The following is a 22,572-nucleotide window of genomic DNA, read 5'->3' as shown; positions in this document are numbered from 1 at the left end:
CAGAAGGCTCGTCTGTAATAGCAGGAAAACGCCGTCATTCTATAGAAAAAAAGCATGATAGTGGCTTATTGATGTCATGGTAAAACGTTGGCGGAATTTCCGTCCGTACAGCTAAGGAACAGCCATGACCAAGGTAGGAATCAGCTTCATCGCAGCCCTCGCACTGCTCAGTGCTTTCACCGTTTCCGCGAAGGACGCGCGCCTCACCGACGCCGCCATCGCCCAGATTCTCATCGAAGATTCGATCTCTTCCTACCCCGGCAACTGCCCATGTCCTTACAACTCGGCTCGCAATGGCAGCCGCTGCGGCAAACGCAGCGCCTACAACCGCGCGGGGGGATACTCGCCACTGTGCTTCAAGGAAGACGTCACCAAAGACATGGTTCAGGCGTATCGAGCGCGCTCGAAGGGTTGATGCCGCTTTGCTTTTTGGCACTGCGCTGACGTCAGCGTGTTGCGTAAGTGATTGGCGCGCACGAGTGAGTGACCCGCTTCATTGAGGTCACTCACTCCCTCGCATGCCTTACGGTTCAGTCGCTGTCGCTGTCGACCAACGTGTTCTCCAATGCAAGGGCTCGCAACTGGCGCACTTTGTCGATGCTCTTTTCCGGCGATGATCTGATCACATCCCTTGGGTCATTGATTCGCACCCGACCATGCCCGTCGATAATGAACTGCAAGTCTTCAATGTGCAGATCGTGGTTTCTCAATCTGGATATAATCTCGTCGCAGTCTTTCAACACATTCTTATTGAACGCCAAGTCCTCAGGCATGGGCTTGCGACGATTGATGACATCCTCCGAATCCAGGGCGTTGTGGATATAGTCTTTCGACAGACCCACCTTGCCGTCATGCGTGACCAACTCATGTGCATCGACGACCGGAAATCCGAAGTCCTTAAGCTTCTTCGTCATTTCCAGCTCTTTAGCCGCGCAGTCGCCCTCCGCGATAGTTCCGGTCGTGCCTGGCCGGATCAGACAAATGCACTGCGCGGCATTCTGCCGAGAATGGTAAACGTCCTTCTGGCTTCCTTTGCCGAGGAAGTGGCCGACCGAGTCGATCGACTTGAACTCACTCGCCGCCGCTGCAGTTGAAACGCCTAGATTGTGCCGGATTGAGGCGGCATTGGAGACGTTTGGCATCATGGTCATCACCTTGTCTGACTGGCTTGATGGGACAGGCGAGCAAGGAGCTCGCGCGATTCTGCGCAGTGAGTGGGTGAATAGATGGATTGAGTTCCGGGTATTGGGCGGAGTTTGCTTGAGTTCGGGTTGATGATGCCTAAGCGCTGTAGGAAATATCGCTGGCAGATTCAAAAAGATCCTACGTTGTGCAGCGTGCCAGCCCACATCCCGACGCCTTGTATTACCGGAACACTCCTGACCGCAGTATTTCTCAATGACGGTACGGAGCGGTTTTATGGCATTTGATGCATTCATCAAAATTGATGGGATCGGTGGTGAGGCTTTGGATGAAAGGCACAAAGACTGGATTGAAATCACCGGGTACAACTTCGGCAGTCATCAAAGTACATCGGCCACTGCCAGTTCTGCGGGCGGCGCTTCATCCGGCCGCACGACACTCACCGATCTGACGTTCACCAAGTTCCTGGACAGCGCCAGTTGCGGGCTGATGGAAGCCTGCTGCGCAGGCGAACATGTGAAAGAAGTCAGGCTCGCACTCAACCGCGCCGGGGCCGAGAAGCTCAAGTATTTCGAAATCATCCTCGAAGAAGTGATTATTTCCGAGTACACGCAGAACGCCAGCTCGGGCGTGCCCCTTGAGATCGTGAAACTCAATTACGGGCGGATCAAAACCGTTTACACCCAACAGAAGCGCACCGACGGCAGCGGCGGCGGCAACGTCGCAGGCGGGTGGGACCGAATCGGCAATAAAAAATACGCCTGAGGTGGTTCATGGCCGTTCCGTACAGTTTCATCAATCCCCGCATGCAGACTTATCAAGGCTTGAAATCCAGCGTCTCGCTGGCGGGCAAGTCGCTGGCGAAGTTCGATACGCTCAACGCGCATATACGTGACAGCGTCGTGCTCGCGGGTGAGCTGGTCATCATCGGAGATCACTCAACCAAATCCTGCACCTCCCACGAGGCGTACCTGATGGCGAAAGCTGTCGAAGTGCACCACATGCTGCTCATCCATGGGATGGAAGGGGACAGCTACATCGTTGAGAACTATGACTTCCTGCAGGATATCCTCGAGAGAACCTCCGTTGCGACAGGCGTCGTCACCGATGGCTGGTCCCGACATCTGAAAAACATCGAAAGCAGTCTTGAAGAAATAAATACGCTGTACAAGAGCCATCTTTCCTCAGGGAAACTTCAGAACGGGGAGCTCTTCTTTCAGAAGCGCGCACAGCTACAAGCCAAGATACAAAGCCAGTTGAGCAGCTATGCCAGCACCGGATCAGGCCTGGGCAGAAACAGCCGCATCAAGGATATGTTGGGACTGTCGACCAAGAGCTATCTGAAACACGGCGAAATCGCGCGATATGCCGACACCGTGGCGGGCGTGGCGAAGGCCGCGACCCTCATCAAACGAGGCGGCTACATCGGCGTCGCGCTTGACGTGGCGTCTACGTCGCTGGAGATCAGAGAGGCTTGCCTGGCGGGGGATGAGCGACAGTGCAGGAAGGCGCGATATGTGGAGGGTGGGAAGTTGATTGGGAGTTTGGGGGGAGGTGCGATTGTCGCATTACCCAGTGCGGCGATTTCAAATAGCATTTGTAAAGTTGTTATTGGAGTATTGACTCGCGGAAAAGGCTTGAATGCGTGCGTAGTTATCGGCACGGGCGCAACCACTTGGGCGGCAGGCGAATTTGGCGGCCAGAGGGGCGAAGAAATGGGTGAGATCGTCTATGAGAATATTTATGAATAAACTCAATATGGCCAATCTTACTCTTGTTGTCATAATGCTGCCGTCTCCATTTTTAGCAATTTGGTCGATCGTCGTATGTCACAGAACTGTTGATCAATTAGAAGCGATTTTAGGAAGCAGTCGCCTGGTAATCGAAAACAGAGCTTCGATGAAGTATCTTGGTTTGGCAGGTAAAGTTTTGCGGTGCGGAGCAATTATCGCGATTTGCTTCTATCCTAGAATTTACGTCCGAGACGGAAGTGTTGTGGAGAAAGAAGTGCTCGCCATTCCTAAGGCGTTAAAAAGAAGATTATATGCGCCATTCATAGCTTGCACGCTTTGGTCGGTCGTATTTTGCGTCTGGAATGTACTGGGCTGGTAGTTGCCTCGCAGTATTGCGAGCTCAAATTCTGAAATCACAGCACGCTGAGGTGCGTTCGTCTGGTAGGCCAGGAAGGCGCGGTATGTGGAGGGTGGGAAGTTGGTTGGGAGTTTGGGGGGAGGCGCTGCTGGGGCGTTCGCTGGAGCAGCTCTCTCCAAACACATCTGCGCGGTGATTATTGGTGCGGCGACTAGGGGACTTGGCACTACCGCATGTGTGGCAATAGCCAGTGCGGTGGGCGGTTGGGCGGGGGGTAAGCTAGGAAGCAACCCGGGCGAGCTATTAGGCGAGTCGATTTACGAGACTTTGAATGAATAAATTAACGACCGAAGGCGTTGTAGCTTGCTTGATAATGGTTCCTATGCCCGTAATAGTGATTTGGACTGCCGTGACGTGCCACATTCTGGCGGAGCCGTTGGAACGTTTATTTGCGAATGGCTCGCTTTTTCAGCACGACAGGAAAGTAATCAAGTACTTTGGATTGTTCGGTAAGATTATTACCTGTGGAAGCGTATTTTGGATCTGTTTGACGCCAAGCCTTTCAGTGTCAAGAGGGTTAGCGCTTGCAAATGAAATTCACAGTGTGCCAAAGAGAACCAAGTACTGGCTGTATCCGCCGTTTATTTCGTTATATCTGTGGTTTTTTGCGTTGGTTATATCGGGCATGATCTTTGGATGGTGGCCAGACTAGGAACAATTACCTGTTCAAAGAGGAGGTCGGGTGGGGGGGCGGGCGGAGTGTTAGTGATACTTCGCGGGTATGCCGCCGCTCCTTGTGCCGCTTTATTCGGACCGGCTACCGCTGGGTTAGGAGCCATAGCTTGCGTAGCTGTTGTCGGAGGTGTTTCCGCTTGGGGTGGTGGCGAGTTGGGAAAAAAACCTGGAGAGTACATAGGCGAAATTCTATATGAGCATAATTTGTGATCGAAATTGGGTTTCTAGAAATTGCAGTAATCACTTCAGTGTTGCCCCTGCCTTTGATACTGCTTTGGGTGGTAGTAGTAACCGTTTTTACTTTAGAAGGCCTTGAAGAGGTTTTTTCTGAAAGCGCACTGGTTATACACAACAAAGATATGCTTAAAGGGCTAGGGTTACCCGGAAAAGTCATACGGTGTGGCGCCATATTCATGATGAGCATACGGCCTGACTGGCATGAATCAAAGGGCTTGCTTCGGAGGCATGAGTTGAACGCCGTAACAAGGGCAATGAAACTGACGCTTTACCCACCTTTCATAGCATTGTCTGTTTTCACAAGCGCAGCGGTGATATGTGCTGTTGTCCTAAGATTCCACCGGAGCTAGCAGCGGGGCAATTAGCAACGATCGTAACCGAATACTTGGTTGCTATATTAAAGGATGACGCTCACTGATTGATGAGTTTACAGATGGCTGGAGCCGACATCCAAAAGAATATGGAAGGCAGTTTGCACTAATAAGTGCGCTGTACAGGCGTCGCGCTCGATGTAGCATCGTCGCTGGAGATCAGAGAGGCTTGCCTGGCGGGGATGAGCGACTGTGCAGGAAGGCGCGGTATGTGGAGGGTGGGAAGTTAATGAACATGATCAAAGCCCCGCTCGGCATAAGCGGGCTACTCCCACGCTACAAAAGGCGACAGCAGGCTCATAAGAAATTCGGTGTAAATCCAATCCCCGGCTCGGCTTAAGGATCAATAACCAAGCGCTTGACCTGACCGTCCAACTCATCGCTGTGAAACAAGTCCAGGCACTTCAGCAAATCAAAGCGGGTACCGGGGGCTTCCGGTTCTGCCAATGGATTGTGGTAGTCCCTGGACAGGAATTGATCGACCAGATCCCTGATCTCATCAGGCGCTTTCTCCAAGTCGTAATAAGTCCAGTCCCGCAACGCGCTGACACTGCTGCCCGCATCGGCGGCAGCCTGTTTTTCGTCTCGGTACGCAGTTGCTATGCAGGCCGCCAGAACCAGATCTTTGTAATTCTGCGCATGAGTGCGAGCGCTGGCTTGCGGGGAGTCGGTAGCGCCGGCCATCGAATAGCAGACCGACAGCAGCGCCAGAACCGTCGTCCCAGTCACGCGCAGAGTCATGCCAAGCGTCCGCCGGAATCAGACGGGTCGTAAATGCGCTGCGAGGCAGCCCACGCGGTGGTAAAGATCGGGCGGTTCATTCCACATCCTTGGCTCGGTTCGACATCACGGTCGTGACTCTACCGGCGTTTTTGGATGCCCAGCCGTCGTCGAGAAAAACCAGAGTTTTCCTATCTCTGTTCTGAGTTCTTCCTACGTAGACGGGGTTGGCGCCTCTAGAGCCGATGCTGTAGACCGTTTCTGAAAATGTCGACCGAGGCACACCGTCACCCGTTGGCGACTCTCATACCTAACTTTTTGATGTGGGGGATCTCGGCAAGATTCGCAAGGGGCGCTTGGCTGTCGCTACCTAGCGCCTCTGACCCGTCGGACGTTTTTTCCAGTGATTTGAACGAGTTGATGTGTGAGAGGAGCGCGGTCGCGCTCGGCTGGTCAGATGATTTTTGCGGGACGAAGATCGGCTTGCCCGCCCAGTTTTGATATTCGCTCTCCCTCAATGCCTCAGCCAGCTTTACAACTCGACTATCTGGATCGATCCACAAAAGCCCGAGGTCAAAAAGGGTATGGATATCAGCGCGAAGCAGCAGACCATTACTGACCACATTGGTATCGGAACCTTGATAAGGAACGATGTGCGCTGCCTCTAGCAACGCCTCAATAGTGCAATCTGTGACGGCGCACTTACCCTCATACGCCTTGAGCAGTGCCGCTCTGAACTGGGTCTGGCCTTGCCGGCGCACCACAGAGGCAAGGACTTTCCGGCGTGCGTCGATGATGTTTCGAGGATCGAATTCGCCTGAATCCTCTAGCTCCGCTTCAATGAGCGGAATGCTCAGCGCTGGGCTATTAGCTTGGCGAAGCGTGAATTGGGTCGGTCCTGAACCTTGATCACTTTGATAAAGAAACTTGCCCTTGTAAGTGAAGCCCGCGCCGGGGTGCTCGTACTTTTTCGTTCGATAGAACAAAAGCAGCTCTATGCCGCGTACGACGTGCTCCCTGATGAGGTAGTCGGTGGCGCCTTGCGTCTGGCCTTCCATGTTCAACACGTCGTCGATCAAGGCGTCGACGTATTGAGTGCGGTCGGCTGTCTTGTGTTCGGTTACAAAGATCCACACGGAGTCGTAGGCTGCGGGTTTGAAGATTCCGTTGTTGATGCTCGAAGCGGTGATGGCGAAGAGTGCGCGCAGGTCGTCGCGGGTGTAGACATGACCTTCCTCAAGCGACTGCGATGCGTATGAGCCAGTGAGCACTTGCTGTGAGTTCTTCTTCGCCACGTTGTAGTCCTTTTCCATGTCGCTTGTAGGAAAAGGGATGTTGCTTCAGTGTGAGGCGTGGTTACAACTGGTTATTGATCGTTCCAACGCTCCGCGTGGGAATGCCGCGAGTGACGCTCCGCGTCAGCTAATACCACTTCTGGATCTCAATCAGCCCTGGTTGTCCCTGGTAATCCCGCGCGCTGGAGTATCTCCAATGCTCACCAAAATCGACGTATCCTCGTTTCACTGGATTGGCGTGGATGTACTCGAGCTTCTGCCGCATCACGCTTTCGCTATACACCAATTCAGCATGTACGCCCTCTTGCCAGACCTGATAAACGCGGTCGACTTTATGTGCGCGCTTAGCGAAGCGCAGGCGCTGCAGGGTGCGTTCTGCCCGGACTCCCTCCAAGTAATCGATGATGTTTCTCGCCGTGAAAGACTTGAAGCTGGCGACAGATTTTTCGAGGTCTGGAGATTGCGCGAGGTAATGGAGGTGGTTTTCGAGAACGACATAACCATAAAGCTTCAGGCTCTGATTCGCTTGTTGAAAGCGCCATGCGTTCAGCACGATGTCGACCAGGGCTGGGCGGGTGAAGAGTGGAAGCCATTCGACGATGGTGCACGTGAGGAAATGAGGATTATGGGCTTCGGTGATGGTATATCGGCTTCTGGCCATGGAATCGTCCTTGAATCTGAAAGGGAGCGATTTAGGCTAGGTTATGTATAAGGCGCGAGTCGTCGCGCTGGTGTTTCGGAGTGCTTCGAGCGTGTATCGGATTTGTCGAGACTGAGACGCGGAGCGTCAGCAGCTGCATTCCCACGCAGAGCGTAGGAACGATCTCGGAAGCAGGGACGAGCTTAGATCACGTGTCACGATTACCTCTCTTGGCCGCTGCTTCTGGTAAGCCCATACGCCAGAATGTCGTCCAATTCAGAAAATTCGAGGCTCACGGTTGAGACAAAAAAGGGTTGCCATTTGGCAACCCTTTCGACACCAAACCATTTCATTCTTGATGAGATGGATTCAGGTTTTGATGCGACTTCACGGGGGTAATTATCAATCCCAGCTCAAAGCCCCACCCGTCTGATACTCAATCACTCGCGTCTCAAAGAAGTTCTTCTCTTTCTTCAAGTCCATGATCTCGCTCATCCATGGGAACGGGTTGGTGGTGCCTGGGTATTCTTCCTTCAGACCAATCTGGCTCAAACGACGGTTGGCGATGAACTTCAGATAGTCTTCCATCATCGCGGCGTTCATGCCCAGTACGCCGCGAGGCATGGTGTCGCGGGCGTATTCGATTTCCAGCTGAGTGCCTTGCAGGATCATTTGCGAGGCTTCTTCCTTCAGTTCGGCGTCCCACAGGTGCGGGTTTTCGATCTTGATCTGGTTGATCACGTCGATGCCGAAGTTCAGGTGCATGGACTCGTCGCGCAGGATGTACTGGAACTGCTCTGCGACGCCGGTCATTTTGTTGCGGCGGCCCATCGAGAGGATCTGGGTGAAGCCGCAGTAGAAGAAGATGCCTTCGAGAACGCAGTAGTAGGCGATCAGGTTGCGCAGCAGTTCTTTGTCGGTCTCGACGGTGCCGGTGTTGAATTCCGGATCGGAGATGGCGCGGGTGTATTTCAGGCCCCAGGCGGCTTTTTTCGCAACCGATGGGATCTCGTGGTACATGTTGAAGATCTCGCCTTCGTCCATGCCCAGCGATTCGATGCAGTACTGGTAGGCATGGGTGTGGATCGCTTCCTCGAAGGCCTGGCGCAGGATGTACTGGCGGCATTCAGGGTTGGTGATCAGGCGATACACGGCCAGCGCGAGGTTGTTGGCAACCAGGGAGTCGGCGGTGGAGAAGAAGCCCAGGTTGCGCATGACGATGCGGCGTTCGTCGTCGGTCAGGCCTTCCGGGTTTTTCCAGAGGGCGATGTCGGCGGTCATGTTGACTTCTTGCGGCATCCAGTGGTTTGCGCAGCCGTCCAGGTACTTCTGCCAGGCCCAGTCGTACTTGAAAGGCACGAGTTGGTTGAGGTCGGCGCGGCAGTTGATCATGCGCTTTTCGTCGACGGCAACGCGTGCGGCGGAGCCTTCCAGCTCGGCCAGACCTTCGGCGATGTCGAGTTTGTTCAGAGCCGCTTTGGCGCGGGCGACGGCAGCGGAGTCGTTGGCGTTGGCAGCGCGTGCTTCCTGCGCGGCTGCACCACCGGCGCTGTCGAGTTTGTCCATGGCCGCTTCTGAAGCGTGGCCGGCGTTGGCGCCTTTGGCGGGTTCAGCGGCGTCTTCTTTGTCGAATTCGTCCCAGCTCAGCATGGTGATGAGGCTCCTGCGTGAGGGTCAGTGATAGATGACTGACCTGATGGATCTTGAGTGTCGGTTGCGTATCAGGCGTTGCACGCAAAGAACATGAAGTCTTGGGGACTGAGCCCCTGATTTTGCTTTTTTAACTGGCGCTGCATGAAGAGCGCGAGTCTGAGCGAGTGACCGCTAGGCGCCGAGTTTTTTGGACCCCGGAGCGTACGTCAGTACGTGAGGAGGCCGAAAAACTCGGCAACAACGCGGACGCCGCTCAGAAACGTGCGGCGTCCAGCGTGTTTATTACTGACAAGCCTCGCAATCCGGCTCATCAATGGCGCAGGCCTTTGGCACTGGCGCTGGGCCGGCCGGGGCTGCTTCGGCTGGACGTGGGGCGGTGATCGCCGAGTCGTCCGGGCCGTGGCCGCCGCTGGAAACGGCGTTCAGTTTACCGGTGTTGATGGTCGACTTCTCGGTGCTGGTCGCGGCCAGGGCACGGAGGTAGTAGGTGGTTTTCAGGCCACGGAACCACGCCATGCGGTAGGTCACGTCCAGCTTCTTGCCCGATGCGCCAGCGATGTACAGGTTCAGCGACTGAGCCTGGTCGATCCACTTCTGGCGACGGCTTGCAGCGTCGACGATCCAGCGGGCTTCGACTTCGAACGCGGTGGCGTAGAGGTCTTTGAGCTCCTGCGGGATGCGCTCGATCTGCTGGACCGAACCGTCGTAGTACTTGAGGTCGTTGATCATGACCGAGTCCCACAGATCGCGAGCCTTGAGGTCGCGAACCAGGTACGGGTTGATCACGGTGAACTCGCCCGACAGGTTCGATTTCACGTACAGGTTCTGGTAGGTCGGTTCGATCGACTGCGAAACGCCGGTGATGTTGGCGATGGTCGCGGTCGGCGCGATGGCCATGATGTTCGAGTTACGAATGCCTTTCTGAACGCGAGCACGCACGGGCGCCCAGTCCAGGGTTTCGTTCAGGTCGACGTCGATGTACTTCTGGCCACGGGCTTCGATCAGGATCTGTTGCGAATCCAGCGGCAGGATGCCTTTGGACCACAGCGAACCCTGGAACGTCTCGTAGGCGCCACGCTCGTCGGCCAGATCACAGGAAGCCTGGATCGCGTAGTAGCTGACGGCTTCCATCGAGCGGTCGGCGAATTCGACGGCAGCATCGGAACCGTAAGGAATGTGCTGCAGGTACAGCGCGTCCTGGAAGCCCATGATGCCCAGACCGACCGGACGGTGACGGAAGTTGGAGTTCTTCGCCTGTGGCACCGAGTAGTAGTTGATGTCGATGACGTTATCGAGCATGCGAACGGCTACGTCGATGGTGCGCTTGAGCTTGTCGGTGTCCAGCTTGCCGTTGACGATGTGGTTCGGCAGGTTGATCGAGCCCAGGTTGCAGACCGCGATCTCGTCCTTGTTGGTGTTCAGGGTGATCTCGGTGCACAGGTTCGAGCTGTGGACCACACCAACGTGCTGCTGTGGCGAACGCAGGTTGCACGGGTCTTTGAAAGTCAGCCAAGGGTGGCCGGTTTCAAACAGCATGGACAGCATCTTGCGCCACAGGTCTTTGGCCTGAATGGTCTTGAACAGCTTGATCTTGCCTGGGTACTCGGTCAGCGCTTCGTAGTACTCGTAACGTTCCTCGAAGGCTTTGCCGGTCAGGTCGTGCAGGTCCGGAACTTCGGAAGGCGAGAACAGGGTCCATTTGCCGTCATCGAAGACACGCTTCATGAACAGGTCAGGAATCCAGTTGGCGGTGTTCATGTCGTGGGTACGACGGCGATCGTCACCGGTGTTCTTGCGCAGCTCGATGAACTCTTCGATGTCCATGTGCCAGGTTTCCAGGTAGGCACAGACAGCGCCTTTGCGCTTGCCGCCCTGGTTCACTGCAACGGCGGTGTCGTTGACCACTTTCAGGAATGGCACAACGCCTTGGGATTTGCCGTTGGTGCCCTTGATGTACGAGCCCAGCGCACGAACCGGCGTCCAGTCGTTGCCCAGACCGCCTGCGAATTTGGACAGCATGGCGTTGTCGTGGATGGCGTGGTAAATGCCCGACAGGTCATCCGGAACAGTGGTCAGGTAGCAGCTCGACAGCTGTGGACGCAGGGTGCCGGCGTTGAACAGCGTCGGGGTCGATGCCATGTAGTCGAAGGACGACAACAGGTTGTAGAACTCGATGGCGCGGTCTTCACGGGCTTTCTCTTCGATTGCCAGGCCCATGGCCACACGCATGAAGAAGATCTGCGGCAGTTCGAAACGCACACCATCCTTGTGGATGAAGTAACGGTCGTACAGGGTCTGCAAGCCCAGATAAGTGAACTGCTGGTCGCGCTCGTGGTTGATCGCCTTGCCCAGTTTTTCCAGGTCGAATTCGGCCAGGACAGGGTTCAGCAGTTCGAACTCGATACCTTTGGCGACGTAAGCCGGCAGTGCCTTGGCGTACAGGTCGACCATTTCGTGGTGAGTGGCGCTTTCGGCGACGCCCAGGAAACCCAGGCCTTCGGCACGCAGGGTGTCCATCAGCAGGCGGGCGGTGACGAACGAGTAGTTCGGCTCACGCTCGACCAGGGTGCGCGCTGTCATCACCAGTGCGGTGTTGACGTCGGTCAGGGCCACGCCGTCGTACAGGTTTTTCAGGGTTTCGTTCTGGATCAGGTTGGCGTCAACCTCGGCCAGGCCTTCACACGCTTCGGTGATGATGGTGTTCAGGCGACCCATGTCCAGCGGCGCGAGGCTGCCGTCCTTGGTGGTGATGCGGATCGACGGGTGAGCCTGCACAGGCGCATCGCCGCCACGACCGGCACGCTCTTTGGAGCGGTCGTTGCGATAGATCACGTAGTCGCGAGCCACTTTTTGCTCGCCAGCGCGCATCAGCGCCAGTTCTACCTGATCCTGAATTTCTTCGATGTGGATGGTGCCGCCCGAAGGCATGCGACGCTTGAAAGTCGCGGTGACCTGTTCGGTCAGACGGGCAACGGTGTCGTGGATGCGCGACGAAGCGGCAGCGGTGCCGCCTTCAACTGCGAGGAAGGCCTTGGTGATGGCGACGGTGATCTTGTCATCGGTGTACGGAACAACGGTGCCGTTACGCTTGATCACGCGCAGCTGACCCGGAGCGGTCGCGGACAGGTCCTGCTGGGTCGCACCTGTCTGCGGCGCAATGGCCTGCGGATTCTCGCGAGTTGTGTCTGTTTGCATGGGTGTCTCCACGTTCTCTATGTTTATTTGGACGCCAGGGGCATCCACCGTTCCGTCTTGAGGCAGTTGACCGACAAACGTCAGTCCAGAAACTTCAAAACGGAGGGAAAGGCTGATTGACCGTCCGTGGTTTCGAAGTCCAGAAGGGTACGGGCCTGAGCCCGTCGCCCGGAAAAAACTGTTGCAGAATGCTCGACTTGTGTTGCAACACTTGTACCGCTACGCGCAGATCGTGACGCTTGCTGTCTGCCATTCGCGTGAAAGCGGTCAGGCGGTAAAACCGGGGGTGGTTCAGCCCTTTGAACACGAGAAAAAATGCTTGAAATCTCTCGGCCACTTGTGTTTGGTTTTTCGAGTCAAACCCTACATGTAGGGTCTTCATCAGCGACGGGCTACAAGATAATGCGTTTCGGACACCAATTGCAACGTGTCACCTGTGGATAAAGCTGTGTGTAATTTGTGTGCGAATCGGGGAAATCGCGTGTAGGCCGCATGGCGACTGGGATGGGCGATTTTTCAGGGGTAGAAATCAATTTTCGGGTTTTTCGCGGGCGCGCACCCTATCACAAAATATGCGCCTGGCAAGGCTGTGTGGCATGTCGTTTGTCATGTTGGAGGACTGGTTACAATTGCGTCCGTCAGGCCGACGAAATCCTGTGAGCGCGAACCCTCTGCTGCACTGGCTATTAATAAGAACAATCACCAGGAGACACCGACCGTGCACCAAGAACCCTGGCAGGTGCTGATCGTCGAGGATGATCGGCGGCTGGCCGAGCTGACCCGCGATTACCTTGAAAGCAACGGCCTGCGCGTCAGTCTGGAAGGCGATGGCGCGCGCGCTGCTCAGCGGATCATCGACGAGCAGCCGGACCTTGTGATTCTCGACCTCATGCTGCCCGGCGAAGATGGCCTGAGCATCTGCCGCAACGTGCGCAGTCGCTACGAGGGACCGATCCTGATGCTCACGGCCCGCACCGACGACAGCGACCAGATTGAGGGTCTGGACATGGGCGCCGACGATTACGTGGGCAAACCGGTTCACCCTCGGGTGCTGTTGGCGCGCATTCGTGCCCTGTTACGGCGCACCGAGCCGGCGCAAACGCCCGCTCCAGAGCAGCGCCGTCTGGTGTTCGGCCCTCTGGTGGTCGACAACGCGCTGCGCGAGGCCTGGCTCAACGACCACAGCATCGACCTCACCAGCGCCGAATTCGACCTCTTGTGGCTGCTGGTGGCCAACGCCGGTCGCATTCTCTCCCGTGAGGAAATCTTTACAGCGCTGCGCGGCGTCGGCTATGACGGCCAGGACCGTTCGATCGATGTGCGCATTTCGCGAATCCGTCCGCGCATCGGTGACGACCCGATCCATCCGCGCCTGATCAAGACTGTGCGCAGCAAGGGCTATCTGTTCGTACCGGAAGCGGCCAGGGACATGAGTCACGTCATGCTCAACGGCTGACCCATGCACTCCATCTTTCTGCGCATTTACGGCGGCATGCTGGGCGTCCTGGTGCTGGTCGCCCTGCTGGGCGTGCTGACGCTGCACCTGGTCAACAAGGTGCGCAGCGAGCAATACCGCGAGCAACTGGCCCACGGCACCTTCACCCTGATGGCCGACAACCTGAAACACATGGACAGCATCGAACGCATCCGTGCGCTGGCCGTGTGGGAACGCTTGCTCGGCATTCCGCTGGCGCTGCAAACCGCCGCTCAGGCGCATCTGGATGGCAGCGCGCGCAATCGGCTGAGCCGTGGCCAGGTTATCGTCGAACAGACCGGCCCCCATGCCGCTCGGGTCTTTCGCGAAGTTGCGCCGGCGGGCTCGTCAGACAGCGGGGCAGCGTTGCTGTTGACCGGCGAAGTGCAGCAGATCAGTGAGCAATTGGCCCGGGCGACGCTCTTTCTGCTGCTCGATGAGTTGGTGCGTGTGCCCGTTGACGAGCAGCCGATGCGCCTGGAAAACCTGCGAGTGAGCAAGGGTTTCGGCTTCGACCTGCACCTGATCAGGCTGGAGCAGGCCGACGTCGACGACGATCAGCGTCGGCGCATCGAGGAGGGCGATACGGTAATGGCGCTGGGCAAGGGCGGCGATTCCATCCGCGTGCTGTCCGGCGTCGGTAAAACCCCGTGGGTGCTGGAGATCGGCCCGCTTTACCAGATGAATCCTTACCCGCCCGAACTGCTGATTCTCATCGCGTTTCTGGGGCTGTGCCTGATCGGTCTGGTGGTGTATTTGCTGGTGCGCCGGCTGGAACATCGCTTGCGCGGGCTGGAGGCCGCCGCGACGCGAATCGCCCAAGGCAGCCTGGAAACCCGCGTGCCGGAAAGCGGCGCCGATTCGGTGGGGCGTCTGGCCTCGGCGTTCAATGGCATGGCCGAGCATTTGCAGCGTTCGCTGACCACCCAGCGTGAACTGGTGCGGGCGGTATCCCACGAGCTGCGTACGCCGGTGGCGCGCCTGCGCTTCGGTCTGGAGATGATCGGCGAGGCGAGCACGCCCCAGGCGCGGCACCAATACATGGTCGGCATGGACAACGATATTCAGGACCTCGACAAGCTGGTCGACGAGATGCTGACCTATGCGCGTCTGGAGCAGGGCGCGCCAACCTTGAATTTCCAGCGGATCGACCTCGACGCCTTGATCGATCAAGTGATCGCCGAGCTTGCGCCACTGCGCGCCAACGTTCGCGTCACCCGCGGCCAGTGCCTGGTGGTCAACGAAGATGCGGCTCTGGGCAACGGAGCCTGGGTCGAGGCCGAACCCCGTTACCTGCATCGCGCATTGCAGAATCTGGTGAGTAACGCCACGCGGCACGCGGAGTCCGAGGTGTGTATCGGCTATCAATTGAGCCAGACGCGCTGCCGAATCGATGTCGACGACGATGGCCCCGGCGTGCCGGAAACGGCATGGGAGCGGATTTTCACGCCGTTCATGCGCCTGGATGACAGCCGCACGCGGGCTTCCGGCGGGCATGGTCTGGGGCTGTCGATCGTCCGGCGGATCATTCACTGGCACGGCGGGCGCGCGTTGATCGGGCGCAGTCAGCACCTGGGCGGCGCGTGCTTCAGCCTTTCCTGGCCGCGACAACAGGAGGACGTTTGAGCGTGTGTGTGTTTGACGGCCCGTTGGCCACCTTTGCGGACACCATCGTCGCGGATGACGGGCGTCCTGTCGTGCCGCTGCCAGAGCTGTTGCGCGATGACACGCTGGATCGCCTGCTGCTGAAGGTCTACGGCCCTGAACTGATGGCGGGCGTGTTGCCGGTGCTGGTGTCGCAGTGGTTCAAATTCTACGCCATGCAGTTGATCCCGCCGGTGGTGGCGGCGACGCTGACGCGACGGATCAGTTGGCCATTGCAGCTGGATCAACTGGCTTTTGCCGTGAATGAACAGGGCGTGCTCGACGGGGTGAAGTTTTACGCAGCGGCGTACGAAACGTCTGCTTCGGAAGATCCGTTCCTGCGGTTTGCGCCTTTGCTCGACAATCTGCAACACGTCATCGCCCGATTGAGCGCTTACGGCAGCGTGGCGCCGGGCGTGTTGTGGAGCAGCGCCGGGGATTACCTGGAAACCTGCCTGCGGGAGTTGGCGGCGGTCAGCGATGTGTCGCTGGCGTCGGGTTACGGGTTGTTGCGCGAAAGGCTGCGGCCGGACGGGAAACGCAATCCGCTATTCAATGCGATCACTTATATAGAAGGGAAGAACGGGCAGTGGGTCAGGCAGCGGCGCAGTTGCTGTCTGAGTTATCGGGTTGAGTGGGTCGGACGGTGTGAGCATTGTCCGTTGCGTGGGGCCGACACCGAACAACTGAAGGCGTGAGCCAACTGTCTTTAACGGCCCCTCGATCAACGGCGTGGCGCCAGACGCCTTCCCGGCTAAAGCCGGTCCTACGAAAAGCCCGCAGCGTCGGTAGGACCGGCTTCAGCCGGGAAGAGGCCAGTGCATGCTATGGAGATGTAGTATCTGGAAGCCAGCCTTCATGAGCGAGCTTGCCCTACAGTTTTTGTGGCCCGGCTCGATTCCCGTCAGCCCCGCGTACCCCTGTAGGAGCGCGCTTGCCCGCGAATTGGTCGGTGTGTCCGGTGGAGATGCAGTGGCTGGAAGTCAGTCTTCGCGGGCAAGCGCGCTCCTACGGGAGTTGGGCGTGGCCGGAGAGTTCGAGAATCCCCGGAGATCTCTGTAGCAGTGAGCTTGCTCGCGATCACGGTCCGTCAGATGAATGAGTGTTCGATGAGCCGCCGCAATCGCGGGCAAGCGCGCTCCTACAGTGGTTTTCCGTTCACGCGGGGATGGCCACCAGGCTCAACAACTGCCCGTCGCGCACGCCGAACTGCGCCTCCAGCTCCTTGCCGTCATGCCATTCTGCGCTGAGATCGATCTTCAGCCGCAGGCGCGCGCGGCCATCGTCCGACCACTCCAGCAACTCGGCGTCCTCGAAGTAAAAGCGCTTGAGCACAAGGGGATAAAGCGCCTTGAACAGGCTTTCTTTCAGCGAAAACGTCAGCGTCACCTGGTGGGCGACCTGATCTTCCGGGCCTGCGGCCATGCGCTTGAGCTCGTCGGCGGTGAGGATTTCCCCGGCCAGGCGTAGGGCGCGCTCGTTGCTCATCAACTGTTCCGCATCCATGCCCAGCCCGCGCCAGTGTTGACGACGGGCCACGATGGCGGCGGCCCAGCCGGTGCTGTGGGTGATCGAACCGCACAGGCCCTCCGGCCAGACCGGCGCGCGATCATCGCCGATCGGCGGTACGTGCGTGCGGCCGTCCAGCAGGCGCATGGCTTCGCGGGCGCACAGGCGGCCGGCAAGAAACTCGGCCTGCCTTTTTGCCACCGAGCGCTGAATGCTCGCGGGCGGATCGATCAGGCAGCGTTGAAAATCGCCATCGGCCAGTTTGTGCGGATCGAAGGGCGTGCTGACCAACACCACATCAGCCAGTGGCTGAGGCAGCGGCCAGTGATGAGTGAGGGCGGGGCAGCAGAGTGGCAGATCAGGGGATGAGCTCATGGACGGCATTTTGCCGGAACTGGATCAGGGCACGCCATACGAAAGCCAAACGGTGGGCATGAGCTTGCTTGAGATCGCGTTTTTTTCACCGCTGTGAATGTCAGAGACAGCAATCGCGAGCAAGCTCACTCCTACAGGGTTTTGCAGCGCTGCGAAATTTCCACGCCACCCACACATCCCATGGGAGTGTGCCGACTCGCGACGACTGGCTCGCGACTGCCACATTTCTGCCAAATGCACCGGCCTTCCCGGCTAAAGCCGGTCCTACGGACGTTGCAAGCTATTCGTGGGACCACCTTTTCCCGGCTAAAGCCGGTCCTACGGACGTTGCAAGCTATTCGTGGGACCACCTTTTCCCGGCTAAAGCCGGTGCTACGGACGCTGCAAGCTTTTCGTGGGACCACCTTTTCCTGGCTAAAGCCGGTGCTACGGACGTTGCAAGCTTTTCGTGGGACCACCTTTTCCCGGCTAAAGCCGGTGCTAGGGACGCTGAAAGCTTTTCGTAGGACCGGCTTTAGCCGGGAAGGCGTCGGGTGCCATGCCGTTGATCGAAGAGCGCGTTAAAGACGGTCGCCTCACTCCTACAGGGCATGGCTCGCTGCATGGTTACAGGGTCGAGTTCTTCGCGAACTGCTCTTTCAGGAACGCTTTCATGTCTGCCCACGAGCTCATGTCTGCGGCCTGGTTGTAGCCGATGTCCGGGCCGCCATGGTCGCCGTGACTGAGCTTGTCGGCGTCGGGATTGGTAAAGCCATGTTTCGCGCCTTCGATGCCGACGAATTTGTAGTCGGCCTTGGCCGCGTCCATTTCCTTCTTGAAGTCCGCGACATTCTGCGCCGTGACCATGGTGTCGTTGTCGCCATGCTCAATCAGCATCGGCGTCTGGGTCACGCCCTGTCTGGCGGGCGTCTTGGTGGTCAAGGCACCGTGGAAACTGACGACAGCGGCCAGCGGTTCGCCCCGTCGCGCGGCGTCGAGCACCACGCCGCCGCCGAAGCAGTAGCCGATGGCGGCGATCTTCCTGGGGTTGGTCTCTGGCTGTTTTTTCAATTGCTCGACACCTGCGTCGAAGCGTTTGGCCGATGCTGCTGCGTCAGCCGTGGCCGCTTGCATGAAGGCCATCGCGTCTTTCGGGTGTTCGGTGTTCTTGCCTTCGCCATACATGTCGATGGCCATGGCGCTGTAGCCCAGCACGGCCAGGTCGCGGGCGCGGCGTTTGGCGTAGTCGTTCAGGCCCCACCATTCATGCACCACGACAATGCCGGGGCGTGGGCCTTTGATGGCGTCGTCGTACGCGAAGTAGCCGACCAGACGGGTGCCGTCGGCGCTTTGGTAATCGATGGTCCGGGTCTGCACCTCTGCCTGGGCCAGGCCGGCCAGGCACATGAGGGTGAAGGCTATGAGTAAACGCATGTCAATCTCCTTGTCCGGTTGCTCGTCTGGCGTTGAGCCTAGACGAATGTGCCGCTCACGTTCCGACCGAAAGGGTGCACGTATGTTCAGCCAGGGTTCAGTGGGTGTTCAGGAGGGGTTCAGCGCTCGCTGCGTATGCTCAAACCGTACCCGACAAGGCGCCTGGGCGCCGGAGGACCTGCACATGCTGATGTTCAACAAGTTTTTCCTGGCGCTGGCTTTTCTCGGCGGCAGCGCTGCGGCACAGGCGGCGGACGGCAATGCTGACGTTTCACGCATCGACTACGGCAAGAACAGCGAAAAGACCGACAGAACCAGTGGCATTCGACGGACGCAGAGCGTCAGCACGGCGATCGGCGGCTGGAGTGAGGGTTTCACCCAGCAACCTGTCGATCATCCCTACTGCGTGAGCTTCGAAAACCTGTCGGCCACGGTCAACGGTGTCAAGCTACGCCAGGAATCACAGCTCGCCAGCTACGATGTGAAGATGCCATCAAGCACGGCGGCTAAACTGTTCAGTGACGCCATGCCCGCCCGCACGGTTGGTGCCGGCGAGTCACTGAGCCTGAGCGACAGTCCGGACAACTACTTGCCCGTTCACCGTGTCCTGTAAGCCGCCGATATTCTTGTCGGTGTCCGGATTGCGCAATCGTCGCCAGGGTCGTCACCATGACGACCCTGGCAATGTCGTTGGGTCCACGAATCGAGAGGTATGCCTTTGCCTGGGAGTGCGTTATGAAATTGCTGGTTGTCGAAGATGAAGCCTTATTGCGTCATCACTTGCAGACCCGTCTGACCGAGAGCGGCCACGTGGTCGAGGCGGTGGGCAATGCCGAGGAGGCGTTGTATCAGGCAGGGCAGTTCAACCACGATCTGGCGGTGATCGATCTGGGCCTGCCGGGCATTGGCGGGCTGGACCTGATTCGTCAGTTGCGCGCTCAGAACAAGGCGTTTCCGATCCTGATCCTCACCGCGCGCGGCAACTGGCAGGACAAGGTCGAAGGCCTGGCCGCCGGTGCTGACGATTACGTGGTCAAGCCGTTTCAGTTCGAAGAACTGGAGGCCCGGCTCAATGCGCTGTTGCGCCGCTCGAGCGGCTTCACGCAGTCGACGATCATTGCCGGGCCGCTCACCCTGGACCTCAACCGCAAGCAGGCCTCGCTGGACGAACAGCCGCTGGCGCTGACTGCTTACGAATACCGGATTCTGGAATACCTCATGCGCCACCATCAGCAGGTGGTGCCCAAAGAACGCCTCATGGAGCAGCTCTATCCCGATGACGACGAGCGCGATCCCAACGTGATCGAAGTGCTGGTCGGTCGCCTGCGCCGCAAACTGGAAGGGCCTGCGGGCTTCAGACCGATCGACACCGTGCGCGGCCTGGGCTACCTCTTCACCGAGCGCTGTCGATGATTCGTTCGCTTCGCCTGCGTCTGATGCTGGCCGCCGCGACGCTGGCGGTCATCTTCATGCTGCTGATGCTGCCGGCGCTGCAAAGCGCGTTCAGCCTGGCGCTGGAAAGCTCGATTGAAAAACGACTGGCCTCGGACGTCACCACGCTGATTTCCGCGGCGCGGGTGGAGGACGATCGGCTGTTGATGCCGACGCTGCTGCCAGGCGAGCAGTTCAGCCTGCCGGACAGCCGCTTGCTGGGCTACATCTATAACCGCGCCGGCAAACTGGTCTGGCGGTCCCGCGCCACCGAAGACGAAGCCATCGACTATCAGCCGCGCTATGACGGTCGGGGTAACGAGTTCGCCAAGATCCGTCAGCCCAATGGCGAAGAATTCTTCGTGTATGACGTGGAAATCAAACTGCTGGGCGGACGCAATGCGGCCTACAGCATCGTCGCCTTGCAACCGGTGCGTGAATATCAGGAAACCATTTCCGGGCTGCGTGAAAAGCTCTATCTGGGCTTTGGCGGCGCGTTGCTGGTGCTGCTGATTCTGCTCTGGGTCGGCCTGACCTGGGGCTTGCGTGCGCTTCGCGGGATGAGTCAGGAGCTCGATCAGGTGGAAGCCGGTTCGCGCGAAAGCCTCAGTGAAGACCACCCCAGCGAACTGTTGCGCCTGACCGATTCGCTCAACCGCCTGTTGCGCAGTGAACGTGAGCAGCGCATTCGCTACCGGGACTCGCTGGGCGATCTGGCCCACAGCCTGAAAACGCCGCTGGCCGTCTTGCAGGGCGTCAGTGAAACGATCGCCAAGCGCCCCGAAGACCTTGAGCAGGCGCGCATTCTGCAATCGCAGATCGAGCGCATGAGTCAGCAGATCGGTTACCAGCTGCAGCGCGCCAGCCTGCGCAAAAGTGGTCTGGTGCGCCATCACGTCGCGTTGAAGCCGGTCATTCAAAGCCTGTGCAACACGCTGGAGAAGGTCTATCGCGACAAGCAGGTGACGGTCGTGCTCGACCTGCCGGACAACTGTCAGGTGCAGATGGAGGAGGGCGCGCTGCTGGAGATGCTCGGCAATTTGCTGGAAAACGCCTATCGCCTGTGCCTGGGCGAAGTGCGGGTCAGTTGGCGGCCTTCGATGATGGGCGACGAATTGTGCATCGAGGACGACGGCCCCGGCGTCCCCCTCAACCAGCGCGCCCGAATTCTGGAGCGCGGTGAGCGCCTGGATCAGAAAAACCCGGGTCAGGGCATCGGCCTTGCGGTGGTCAAGGACATCATCGAAAGCTACGGCGCAGGGCTGACCTTGGGAGATTCGGAGTTGGGCGGCGCAGCGTTCAGGATTCAGTTTGCGATTTAAACTATCCGTCACGACCCTGTAGGAGCGTGGCTTGTCCCGCGATCGGCTGCGCAGCAGTCGTCAATCCGGACACTTGGGCGTCTGTCCCTGCGCGTTGTCAGGAAATGCTGCCGCTGCGCGCCAGATCGCGGGACAAGCCTCGCTCCTACCCAATATGCTCAGGCCCTTCACACCGCCTGCGCCCGATACGCCCCTGGCGTGAGGCCTGTCCATTTCTTGAACGCGCGATGAAACGCCGAAGGCTCCGAAAACCCCAGTTGCTCGGCGATCTGCTGCAGTGAAAGGTTTGGCTGACCCAAATGGTAAATCGCCATGTCCCGGCGCAATTCGTCCTTGAGCCCTTGAAAGCTGGCGCCTTCCTCGCGCAGATGACGGCGCAATGTTTGCGCGCTGATGTGCAAGTGATCGGCGACCGTTTCCAGGTCCGGCCACTGATTGCAATCGCGGCTGAGCAGGCGACGCAACTGGCTGCTCAGGCTGTCGCCCTCATCGGGGCGGGCGAGCAGGTCAGCGGGAGAGCGTTCGAGAAACCGCTTCAACGTACGCTCGTCCTGCAGCAGCGGCAGGTTCAGGTAACGGTGATGGAAGGTCAGGGCCGTGCGCTCGGCATCGAATTGCAACGGCGAGTAAAACAGCAGCTCGTACTCAGCGCCATGGGCGGGCCGTGGATAGGCGAACGTCGACTGCTCCAGGCGAATACGCTGGCCGATCAGCCAGCTCGCCAGCCGGTGCCAGATCACCAGCAGCGACTCGCTGAGAAAATGTTCCGGGTCACGCAGGCTCGAATCGTCCAGGCACAGCCGCACCCATTCGCCATCGCGCTCAAGGCTCAGCCGTGGGGCCTGCGCAAACAGGCCATAAAACCTGAACCCGCGTTGCAGCGCTTTTTCCAGCGTCCGGCAATGAATCAGGGTGTGGCACATCATCGCGAACGTGCCGCGTCTGCTGGGCGCGAGGCCAAAGCCCATGAATTCGTCATCCAGAGCGCGCCAGACCAGCTGGATCAGCCGTGCGAACTGCTCCGGCGCGATCCGCGCCCTTGGCCCGTTCAGCCATTCAGGCTGTATACCCGCCTGCTCCAGTATCGGCCGGCAATCAAGGTCGTAATGCCGCGCGCCTTGCAGAACGGCCCGGGCGAAGTGGCTGGCGATGGTGCGATGGCGCATGAGGCTGCTCTTTTTGTGTTTTGGCTGCGGATGCGTGAACGCAGGGTCGCGCCGATCGTTGTCGCCTGCAAGGCGGATACCCGCCAATGACAGCGCCTATTTGTCGAAAAAGGGCGGAAATCCGCCACCGTGCCTACCGATTTCCGACTAGGATTTAG

The 22,572-nt window shown here is 58.4% G+C and carries 19 protein-coding genes; 10 read left to right on the top strand and 9 right to left on the bottom strand.

The features are described from left to right. The first annotated feature begins 124 nt into the window (after positions 1 to 124). A complete protein-coding gene (locus BMZ10_RS10130; protein ID WP_093460941.1) occupies positions 125 to 415 on the top strand; it encodes a hypothetical protein in 291 nt (96 codons plus the stop codon). A 115-nt stretch (positions 416 to 530) separates the two neighbouring features. On the opposite strand, the gene hopBF1 is transcribed toward BMZ10_RS10130, so the two are convergent. Further along, positions 531 to 1,145, bottom strand: coding sequence for a T3SS effector protein kinase HopBF1 (gene hopBF1, locus BMZ10_RS10125; protein WP_256214467.1), 615 nt, complete (start codon positions 1,143 to 1,145; stop codon positions 531 to 533). 274 nt (positions 1,146 to 1,419) lie between these two features. Here hopBF1 and BMZ10_RS10120 point away from each other — a divergent pair, with 274 nt between their 5' ends. Genes BMZ10_RS10120 through BMZ10_RS27405 form a run of 3 tightly spaced genes read left to right on the top strand, consistent with a single transcriptional unit; the run spans position 1,420 to position 3,255 of the window. Further along, entirely contained in the window at positions 1,420 to 1,908 is a 489-nt protein-coding gene (locus BMZ10_RS10120; RefSeq protein WP_093460939.1) for an Hcp family type VI secretion system effector, read from the top strand. Between the two features lie 8 nt (positions 1,909 to 1,916). After that, on the top strand, positions 1,917 to 2,894 hold the full coding sequence (locus BMZ10_RS10115) for a hypothetical protein (protein ID WP_093460937.1): 978 nt from the start codon (positions 1,917 to 1,919) through the stop codon (positions 2,892 to 2,894). Continuing rightward, positions 2,887 to 3,255 carry a hypothetical protein gene (locus tag BMZ10_RS27405; RefSeq protein WP_143070281.1) on the top strand — a complete coding sequence of 123 codons (369 nt, stop codon included), beginning with the start codon at positions 2,887 to 2,889 and terminating at the stop codon, positions 3,253 to 3,255. The genes BMZ10_RS10115 and BMZ10_RS27405 overlap by 8 nt, the downstream gene beginning before the upstream one ends. A gap of 1,658 nt (positions 3,256 to 4,913) precedes the next feature. Here the strand turns inward: BMZ10_RS27405 and BMZ10_RS10105 are convergent. The 5 genes from BMZ10_RS10105 to BMZ10_RS10085 all read right to left on the bottom strand — a co-directional run bounded on the left by BMZ10_RS10105 (position 4,914) and on the right by BMZ10_RS10085 (position 12,080). Continuing rightward, complete coding sequence (locus tag BMZ10_RS10105; RefSeq protein ID WP_256214493.1) at positions 4,914 to 5,261, bottom strand: type VI secretion system amidase immunity protein Tai4; 348 nt, start codon at positions 5,259 to 5,261, stop codon at positions 4,914 to 4,916. Positions 5,262 to 5,584: 323 nt separating this feature from the next. Next, entirely contained in the window at positions 5,585 to 6,592 is a 1,008-nt protein-coding gene (locus BMZ10_RS10100) for an HNH endonuclease (protein WP_256214466.1), read from the bottom strand. Positions 6,593 to 6,719: 127 nt separating this feature from the next. Next, positions 6,720 to 7,253 (bottom strand): REP-associated tyrosine transposase, encoded by a 534-nt coding sequence (locus tag BMZ10_RS10095; protein ID WP_093460930.1) that lies wholly within the window; start codon positions 7,251 to 7,253, stop codon positions 6,720 to 6,722. 381 nt (positions 7,254 to 7,634) lie between these two features. Further along, positions 7,635 to 8,882, bottom strand: coding sequence for a ribonucleotide-diphosphate reductase subunit beta (locus BMZ10_RS10090; RefSeq protein ID WP_093460925.1), 1,248 nt, complete (start codon positions 8,880 to 8,882; stop codon positions 7,635 to 7,637). Positions 8,883 to 9,167: 285 nt separating this feature from the next. Continuing rightward, positions 9,168 to 12,080: a ribonucleoside-diphosphate reductase subunit alpha gene (locus tag BMZ10_RS10085; protein WP_093460922.1), complete on the bottom strand. Its 2,913-nt coding sequence runs from the start codon at positions 12,078 to 12,080 to the stop codon at positions 9,168 to 9,170. 718 nt (positions 12,081 to 12,798) lie between these two features. Here BMZ10_RS10085 and BMZ10_RS10080 point away from each other — a divergent pair. From BMZ10_RS10080 to fhuF, 3 genes are read left to right on the top strand one after another with little or no spacing between them, the layout of a single operon-like run. Further along, entirely contained in the window at positions 12,799 to 13,536 is a 738-nt protein-coding gene (locus tag BMZ10_RS10080; RefSeq protein ID WP_093460919.1) for a response regulator, read from the top strand. 3 nt (positions 13,537 to 13,539) lie between these two features. After that, a complete protein-coding gene (locus BMZ10_RS10075; protein ID WP_093460916.1) occupies positions 13,540 to 15,180 on the top strand; it encodes an ATP-binding protein in 1,641 nt (546 codons plus the stop codon). After that, positions 15,138 to 15,896: a siderophore-iron reductase FhuF gene (gene fhuF / locus BMZ10_RS10070; RefSeq protein ID WP_093460913.1), complete on the top strand. Its 759-nt coding sequence runs from the start codon at positions 15,138 to 15,140 to the stop codon at positions 15,894 to 15,896. The genes BMZ10_RS10075 and fhuF overlap by 43 nt, the downstream gene beginning before the upstream one ends. A gap of 460 nt (positions 15,897 to 16,356) precedes the next feature. On the opposite strand, the gene BMZ10_RS10065 is transcribed toward fhuF, so the two are convergent. Both BMZ10_RS10065 and BMZ10_RS10060 read right to left on the bottom strand, forming a co-directional pair. Next, positions 16,357 to 17,082, bottom strand: coding sequence for a 4'-phosphopantetheinyl transferase family protein (locus BMZ10_RS10065; protein ID WP_218147209.1), 726 nt, complete (start codon positions 17,080 to 17,082; stop codon positions 16,357 to 16,359). 606 nt (positions 17,083 to 17,688) lie between these two features. After that, positions 17,689 to 18,495 carry a dienelactone hydrolase family protein gene (locus tag BMZ10_RS10060; protein WP_093460907.1) on the bottom strand — a complete coding sequence of 269 codons (807 nt, stop codon included), beginning with the start codon at positions 18,493 to 18,495 and terminating at the stop codon, positions 17,689 to 17,691. Between the two features lie 184 nt (positions 18,496 to 18,679). On the opposite strand from BMZ10_RS10060, the gene BMZ10_RS10055 reads away from it, so the two are divergent. The 3 genes from BMZ10_RS10055 (at position 18,680) to BMZ10_RS10045 (ending at position 21,248) form a co-directional block, all read left to right on the top strand. Continuing rightward, a complete protein-coding gene (locus tag BMZ10_RS10055) occupies positions 18,680 to 19,108 on the top strand; it encodes a hypothetical protein (protein WP_093460903.1) in 429 nt (142 codons plus the stop codon). Between the two features lie 122 nt (positions 19,109 to 19,230). Next, complete coding sequence (locus BMZ10_RS10050; RefSeq protein WP_093460900.1) at positions 19,231 to 19,908, top strand: response regulator transcription factor; 678 nt, start codon at positions 19,231 to 19,233, stop codon at positions 19,906 to 19,908. Beyond that, positions 19,905 to 21,248 carry an ATP-binding protein gene (locus BMZ10_RS10045; protein WP_093460896.1) on the top strand — a complete coding sequence of 448 codons (1,344 nt, stop codon included), beginning with the start codon at positions 19,905 to 19,907 and terminating at the stop codon, positions 21,246 to 21,248. The genes BMZ10_RS10050 and BMZ10_RS10045 overlap by 4 nt, the downstream gene beginning before the upstream one ends. A 167-nt stretch (positions 21,249 to 21,415) precedes the next feature. Here BMZ10_RS10045 and BMZ10_RS10040 read toward each other — a convergent pair whose 3' ends face one another. Beyond that, complete coding sequence (locus tag BMZ10_RS10040) at positions 21,416 to 22,414, bottom strand: AraC family transcriptional regulator (protein ID WP_093462520.1); 999 nt, start codon at positions 22,412 to 22,414, stop codon at positions 21,416 to 21,418. Positions 22,415 to 22,572: the final 158 nt, after the last annotated feature.

The sequence above is a fragment of the Pseudomonas sp. NFR16 genome, assembly GCF_900108875.1.
Taxonomy (GTDB): Bacteria; Pseudomonadota; Gammaproteobacteria; order Pseudomonadales; family Pseudomonadaceae; genus Aquipseudomonas.
Note: the sequence above shows the minus strand (reverse complement) of the source record. Positions and strands in the feature narration are given on the sequence as shown.

What these genes read in the sequence shown, in the direction of transcription:
- BMZ10_RS10090 (WP_093460925.1), bottom strand. Translation starts at nt 8,882, where the DNA reads ATGCTGAGCTGGGACGAATTCGACAAAGAAGACGCCGCTGAACCCGCC.
- BMZ10_RS10075 (WP_093460916.1), top strand. Translation starts at nt 13,540, where the DNA reads ATGCACTCCATCTTTCTGCGCATTTACGGCGGCATGCTGGGCGTCCTG.
- BMZ10_RS10045 (WP_093460896.1), top strand. Translation starts at nt 19,905, where the DNA reads ATGATTCGTTCGCTTCGCCTGCGTCTGATGCTGGCCGCCGCGACGCTG.
- BMZ10_RS10040 (WP_093462520.1), bottom strand. Translation starts at nt 22,414, where the DNA reads ATGCGCCATCGCACCATCGCCAGCCACTTCGCCCGGGCCGTTCTGCAA.
- BMZ10_RS10095 (WP_093460930.1), bottom strand. Translation starts at nt 7,253, where the DNA reads ATGGCCAGAAGCCGATATACCATCACCGAAGCCCATAATCCTCATTTC.
- BMZ10_RS10065 (WP_218147209.1), bottom strand. Translation starts at nt 17,082, where the DNA reads ATGAGCTCATCCCCTGATCTGCCACTCTGCTGCCCCGCCCTCACTCAT.
- BMZ10_RS10130 (WP_093460941.1), top strand. Translation starts at nt 125, where the DNA reads ATGACCAAGGTAGGAATCAGCTTCATCGCAGCCCTCGCACTGCTCAGT.
- BMZ10_RS10050 (WP_093460900.1), top strand. Translation starts at nt 19,231, where the DNA reads ATGAAATTGCTGGTTGTCGAAGATGAAGCCTTATTGCGTCATCACTTG.
- hopBF1 (WP_256214467.1), bottom strand. Translation starts at nt 1,145, where the DNA reads ATGATGCCAAACGTCTCCAATGCCGCCTCAATCCGGCACAATCTAGGC.
- BMZ10_RS10115 (WP_093460937.1), top strand. Translation starts at nt 1,917, where the DNA reads ATGGCCGTTCCGTACAGTTTCATCAATCCCCGCATGCAGACTTATCAA.
- BMZ10_RS10085 (WP_093460922.1), bottom strand. Translation starts at nt 12,080, where the DNA reads ATGCAAACAGACACAACTCGCGAGAATCCGCAGGCCATTGCGCCGCAG.
- BMZ10_RS27405 (WP_143070281.1), top strand. Translation starts at nt 2,887, where the DNA reads ATGAATAAACTCAATATGGCCAATCTTACTCTTGTTGTCATAATGCTG.
- BMZ10_RS10060 (WP_093460907.1), bottom strand. Translation starts at nt 18,495, where the DNA reads ATGCGTTTACTCATAGCCTTCACCCTCATGTGCCTGGCCGGCCTGGCC.
- BMZ10_RS10055 (WP_093460903.1), top strand. Translation starts at nt 18,680, where the DNA reads ATGCTGATGTTCAACAAGTTTTTCCTGGCGCTGGCTTTTCTCGGCGGC.
- BMZ10_RS10105 (WP_256214493.1), bottom strand. Translation starts at nt 5,261, where the DNA reads ATGGCCGGCGCTACCGACTCCCCGCAAGCCAGCGCTCGCACTCATGCG.
- BMZ10_RS10120 (WP_093460939.1), top strand. Translation starts at nt 1,420, where the DNA reads ATGGCATTTGATGCATTCATCAAAATTGATGGGATCGGTGGTGAGGCT.